Origin of the sequence: Pseudomonas sp. NPDC098740 (assembly GCF_044760065.1) — a bacterium.
GTDB classification, from domain to species: domain Bacteria; phylum Pseudomonadota; class Gammaproteobacteria; order Pseudomonadales; family Pseudomonadaceae; genus Aquipseudomonas; species Aquipseudomonas rossensis.
Genome location: NZ_JBIWAM010000045.1, coordinates 6,030 through 11,863 on the forward strand (window position 1 = coordinate 6,030; position 5,834 = coordinate 11,863).

At 57.1% G+C, this 5,834-nt stretch carries 5 protein-coding genes and 1 pseudogene; 1 reads left to right on the top strand and 5 read right to left on the bottom strand.

Annotated elements, in window-relative coordinates; all coding sequences use genetic code 11:
* The 5 genes and pseudogenes from ACIQU2_RS28530 to sdhC all read right to left on the bottom strand — a co-directional run.
* Window positions 1–342, bottom strand: a pseudogene (locus ACIQU2_RS28530) (2-oxoglutarate dehydrogenase E1 component); the annotation flags it as partial.
* Window positions 343–618: 276 nt separating this feature from the next.
* A complete protein-coding gene (locus ACIQU2_RS28535) occupies window positions 619–1,323 on the bottom strand; it encodes a succinate dehydrogenase iron-sulfur subunit (protein WP_046048041.1) in 705 nt (234 codons plus the stop codon).
* Window positions 1,324–1,334: 11 nt separating this feature from the next.
* The gene (gene sdhA / locus ACIQU2_RS28540) at window positions 1,335–3,110 is read right to left on the bottom strand and encodes a succinate dehydrogenase flavoprotein subunit (protein WP_403145884.1); all 1,776 of its coding nucleotides are present in this window, start codon (window positions 3,108–3,110) and stop codon (window positions 1,335–1,337) included.
* Between the two features lie 3 nt (window positions 3,111–3,113).
* On the bottom strand, window positions 3,114–3,482 hold the full coding sequence (gene sdhD, locus ACIQU2_RS28545) for a succinate dehydrogenase, hydrophobic membrane anchor protein (protein WP_007945134.1): 369 nt from the start codon (window positions 3,480–3,482) through the stop codon (window positions 3,114–3,116).
* Window positions 3,476–3,850: a succinate dehydrogenase, cytochrome b556 subunit gene (gene sdhC, locus ACIQU2_RS28550; protein ID WP_046053263.1), complete on the bottom strand. Its 375-nt coding sequence runs from the start codon at window positions 3,848–3,850 to the stop codon at window positions 3,476–3,478. Before sdhC ends, sdhD begins: the two co-directional genes overlap by 7 nt.
* Before the next feature lie 363 nt (window positions 3,851–4,213).
* Between sdhC and gltA the strand changes: the two genes are divergently transcribed.
* Window positions 4,214–5,503 carry a citrate synthase gene (gene gltA / locus ACIQU2_RS28555; protein WP_403145886.1) on the top strand — a complete coding sequence of 430 codons (1,290 nt, stop codon included), beginning with the start codon at window positions 4,214–4,216 and terminating at the stop codon, window positions 5,501–5,503.
* Window positions 5,504–5,834 lie beyond the last annotated feature (331 nt).

A 5,834-nucleotide genomic window follows, 5' to 3' on the forward strand; every position in this document is an offset into this window, starting at 1 on the left:
GTCAAGCTGGGCTGCCTGGTGGCCTCGCATTCGGTAGGCCTGGATCAATCGCAGCACTTCAACTTGCTTCTTCTCGTGCTCACTGCTCACGCTCCCGGCGGAAACCGGTTGGGCGCGGCGCTGGTTCTTTGCCAGCAAGACGAAATGATCGCGAATTGTGGAGTGCGAAACATCGGTGGCAGTGTTGCCGTCAGCAGGCAACTTCTGGAAGTAGGTGCGCCACTCTTCTGGCACAGCGTTAGGGTCGTGCAGGTAGAGCTCGTAGAGCTCTTCCACATAGGCAGCGTTACTACCGGATAGGTAGGCGCTGTTCCACATGCGCTGCATCACGCTTTCTTGCATGCTTGGTCACCCTCGGTTAGGGGAACACCACCGGCGTCGACACCGAGCACGCTTGCAGAAGTCCGAATGCAGCGACTAAAACAAGCCACTTAGGATCACGCTGATAGTCCGGGTACCAGCCCGGATGCCCCTGCTTGTCTCATTTCTTCAAAATAAGAGCCGCAGCCTTATAAGCTGCTGCTCAGGTTAAGACTACGGCGCCGGTTGAAGCCTGCGCCGCAGCATCTACGGGTACAGCGGTACTACATTTATAACAGCCGGGTTACAGCAGCTGAATCACACGCCGCTTTGCAGCAGCATGTTACGTACGTGACCGATAGCCTTAGTCGGGTTCAGGCCTTTCGGACAGACGTTGACGCAGTTCATGATCCCGCGGCAGCGGAATACGCTGAACGGGTCATCCAGCGAAGCCAGACGCTCGGCAGTCTTGGTGTCGCGGCTGTCTGCCAGGAAGCGATACGCTTGCAGCAGAGCAGCTGGACCCAGGAACTTGTCCGGGTTCCACCAGAAGGACGGGCAAGAGGTCGAGCAGCAAGCGCACAGGATGCACTCGTACAGACCGTCGAGCTTTTCACGCTCTTCAGGGGTCTGCAGACGTTCGATGGCCGGAGCCGGCGTGTCGTTCTGCAGGTATGGCTTAACCTTCTCGTATTGCTTGTAGAAGATGCTCATATCGACGACCAGGTCACGGATAACCGGCAAACCTGGCAGAGGACGAACGATCAGCTTGTTACCTTTTACGACAGCGGACAGCGGCGTGACGCACGCCAGAGCGTTTTTGCCGTTGATGTTCATGCCGTCGGAACCGCAAACACCTTCACGGCAAGAGCGACGATAGGAGAAACCTTCGTCCTGCTCTTTGATCAGGGCCAGCACGTCCAGCACCATGAGGTCTTTACCACCGGTATCGACCGAAAATTCCTGCATGAACGGCGCAGCGTCCTGATCAGGGTTGTAGCGATAAACACTGACTTGCAACATGGCGGCCACCCTTAATAAGTCCGAATCTTAGGTTCAAAAGTCGGAACAGTCTTCGGCGAGAAGTTCACAGCACGCTTGGTTACGCGCTTGTCACCCGGGAAGTACAGGGTGTGGCACAGCCAGTTTTCGTCGTCGCGGTCTTCGTAGTCTTCACGGGCGTGAGCGCCGCGGGACTCTTTGCGGATCTCTGCGGCGATGGCGGTAGCTTCGGCCACTTCCAGCAGGTTCTGCAATTCAAGAGCTTCGATACGAGCGGTGTTGAACGCCTGGCTCTTGTCGTTGATCTTGACGTTGGCGATACGGCCACGCAGATCAGCCAGCTGGGCAATACCCTTCTGCATGTATTCGCCGGTACGGAATACACCGAAGTAATTCTGCATGCAGTTTTGCAGTTCTTTACGCAGGGTGGCGACGTCTTCGCCCTCAGTACGCGAGTTCAGGCCATCGAGACGCGCCAGGGCAGCGTCGATGTCGGACTGGCGAGCGCGGGTGTAGTCGACGCCTTCTTTCAGGGTCTGTTCCAGGAACAGGCCGGCAGCACGACCGAATACCACCAGGTCGAGCAACGAATTACCGCCCAGACGGTTGGCACCGTGAACCGATACGCAGGCCACTTCGCCTACCGCGAACAGACCCGGGATGATCTGGTCAACGCCGTCGGCGTCCTGGGTGATTGCCTGACCATGAATGTTGGTCGGCACGCCGCCCATCATATAGTGGCAGGTTGGAACGACCGGAATCGGCGCCACGGCTGGATCGACGTGGGCGAAGGTCTTGGACAGTTCCATGATGCCTGGCAGACGGCTGTGCAGAACTTCTTCACCGAGGTGATCGAGTTTCAGCATTACGTGGTCGCCATCCGGACCGCAACCGTTGCCGGCGATGATTTCTTTAACCATCGAGCGAGCAACAACGTCACGACCAGCCAGGTCTTTGGCGTTCGGAGCATAACGCTCCATGAAACGCTCGCCGTGCTTGTTGATCAGGTAACCGCCTTCACCGCGGCAGCCTTCAGTCACCAGTACACCGGCGCCGGCGATGCCGGTCGGGTGGAACTGCCACATTTCAATGTCTTGTACCGGCACGCCAGCACGCAGAGCCATGCCGACGCCGTCACCGGTGTTGATCAGGGCATTGGTGGTGGACGAGTAGATACGACCTGCACCGCCAGTCGCCAGTACAGTGGCGTTAGCGCGAACGTAGGAGGTTTCGCCGGTTTCGATGCAGATGACGATCATGCCGACAAAGGCACCATCTTCGTTCTTCACCAGGTCGACACCGTAGTATTCGTTGAGGAATACGGTGCCGGCCTTGAGGTTGGCCTGGTACAGGGTATGCAGCAGTGCGTGACCGGTACGGTCGGCAGCGGCGCAAGTACGGGCAGCCTGGCCACCTTTACCGAAGTCTTTCGACTGACCGCCGAACGGACGCTGATAGATACGGCCTTGTTCGGTACGGGAGAACGGCAAGCCCATGTGCTCGAGCTCGAAAACCGCTTCCGGGCCTACAGAACACATGTATTCGATAGCGTCCTGGTCACCGATATAGTCGGAACCCTTGACGGTATCGTACATGTGCCAGCGCCAGTCATCGTTCGGATCTGCCGAAGCGATGGCGCAAGTGATACCACCCTGGGCAGAAACAGTGTGCGAGCGAGTCGGGAAAACCTTGGTAACTACGGCAGTCTTGTGACCACCCTGTGCCAGTTGCAGAGCAGCGCGCATGCCAGCACCGCCGCCGCCAATAATGATGGCGTCGAACGAAAGCGTATTAACTGTAGTAGACATGAATCAGATACCCCAAAGAATCTGCACACCCCAAACGAAGTACGCGAACATCGCGACGCCGCATACCGCCTGGAAGAGGAAACGTATTGCAGTCGCGGACTTGCCGAACGCCATTGGCGTCAGGTAGTCGGTCGCGATGGTCCACATGCCGACCCAGGCGTGAGCGCCGAGGGCAACGAGGGCCAGGAGACTGAAAATACGCATCCAGTTGCTTGCGAACAGTTCATGCCATTGGGCGTAGCCGATGCCAGGGTTGGCGACGACGTATCCGATCAGGAAGATGAAATAAGCCGCGAGAACGACCGCAGACACACGCTGCGCCATCCAGTCATAGAGGCCCGAACGCGACAGGTTCGTGACGTTAGTTACCATATCCAAACTCCTGCCAGAACGATTACCACCACGGAAACGGCGATAACGATTTTCGAGCCCAGTTTGCCGCCCTCAAGCGACTCGCCGATGCCCATGTCCATCATCAAGTGGCGCACACCGGCAACCAAGTGATACAGCAAGGCGGACAGGATGCCCCATGTCACTAGCTTGGCTAGCGGACTGGTCAGACACGCTTTCACCTGACCGAAGCCTTCTTCCGAGCCGAGCGACTTGTCCAATGCATAAAGCATGATGGCCAGGCTGACAAAGAGGATGATTCCGGAGATTCGGTGAAGAATGGACGTGTAAGCAGTGACTGGGAGTTTGATGGTCCTTAGGTCTAGGTTTACAGGTCGTTGGCTATTCACGGCTTTTTTTCACACTGAAGAGCCCCTAACAATCAGGGCAAAGTTGTTGGGGAGTGCACTGGTCAGGTACCCACCACCCAGGGAGTGCGACCCCCAATAAAGCAGGCCCAAAAGCCCCTGGCGGTCGGAGGCCGAGTATAGACAGTTAGGCTACTAATGACAACGCAATCGCCTTCCCCTAATAGCTCATTGCACAAGTCGTATAAAAGGCGTAAATGGCAGTCAATTTCGAGGAAAAAGTCCGGTTAAAGCCTTCTGGAGCAAGACTTTAGGCAAATTGACATTCGAATTTATCTCACTATAGTGGTGCGGGCCCTGCGTGGGGGGTCTGTCTGATGATTTAAAGCATAAATAGTAGTCCACATGGCTGACAAAAAAGAGCAGTTGATCATCGAGTTCGCAGCCCCCGTCGAGCTGCCCATTTTAACCGGCACCGTTGGTCCCGATGTAATCGATGTTCGGGGCCTGACGGCCACGGGCCGTTTCACCTTTGACCCTGGTTTCATGTCGACAGCTTCCTGCGAGTCGAAGATCACCTATATCGACGGCGACAACGGCATTCTGCTGCACCGCGGCTACCCGATCGAACAGCTGGCTGAAAAGTCGGACTACCTGGAAACCTGCTATCTGCTGCTCAACGGCGAATTGCCGACCGCAGAACAGAAGGCCCAGTTCGTCAGCACCGTGAAGAACCACACCATGGTTCACGAGCAGCTGAAGACCTTCTTCAACGGCTTCCGTCGCGACGCCCACCCAATGGCCGTCATGTGCGGCGTAGTCGGCGCCCTCTCGGCCTTCTACCACGACTCCCTGGACATCAATAACCCGCAGCATCGCGAAATCTCCGCGATCCGTCTGGTTGCCAAGATGCCGACCCTGGCAGCGATGGTTTACAAGTACTCGATGGGGCAACCCATGATGTACCCGCGCAACGACCTGACGTACGCGGAAAACTTCCTGCACATGATGTTCAACACCCCGTGCGAGATCAAACCGATCAGCCCGGTACTCGCCAACGCCATGGACAAGATCTTCATCCTCCATGCCGACCACGAGCAGAACGCATCGACGTCCACCGTACGCCTGGCCGGCTCTTCGGGTGCCAACCCGTTCGCCTGTATCGCCGCCGGCATCGCTGCACTATGGGGCCCTGCCCACGGCGGCGCGAACGAAGCTGTTCTGACCATGCTCGATGAAATTGGCGATGTGTCGAACATCGACAAGTACATCGCCAAGGCCAAGGACAAGAACGATCCGTTCAAACTGATGGGCTTCGGTCACCGGGTTTACAAAAACCGCGACCCACGCGCAACAGTCATGAAGCAGACCTGCGACGAAGTGCTGAAGGAACTGGGCATCACCAACGATCCGCAACTCGAACTGGCCATGCGCCTGGAAGAGATCGCCCTGACCGACCCGTATTTCATCGAACGCTCGCTGTACCCGAACGTCGACTTCTACTCGGGGATCATCCTCAAGGCGATCGGCATTCCAACCAGCATGTTCACCGTGATCTTCGCTTTGGCGCGGACCGTCGGCTGGATCTCCCACTGGAAAGAAATGCTCTCCAGCCCGTACAAGATTGGCCGTCCGCGCCAGTTGTACACCGGCTATGAGTCGCGTGACATCACCAAGCTGGAAGACCGCAAGTAAGACCTGTCTTGCGATAACGTCTTGATCTGTACCGGAAACGGCCTCTATTTATGTAGAGGCCGTTTTTGTTTGTGCGGGTTCAGCGGCCGGAGGGCCGACTGGGTCTTTGGTCGTGTACATATCCGTTGTTTCGGTAACGACCACTTAGGGTTCCGCTCTTACAGCGGGTCACTTTGAAAAGCCCAAAGTAACCAAAGGCTTTTGCCCCTTTCGTTCGGTGCCTCGCCTAGGCTCGGCATGCCCTCGCTCCGGTCCTGCTCCGTGGGCCCGCCGCCATCGGCCATCCATGGCCGGGGGCGGCTAACCCGGCATCCATGCCGGGTTGCCCACT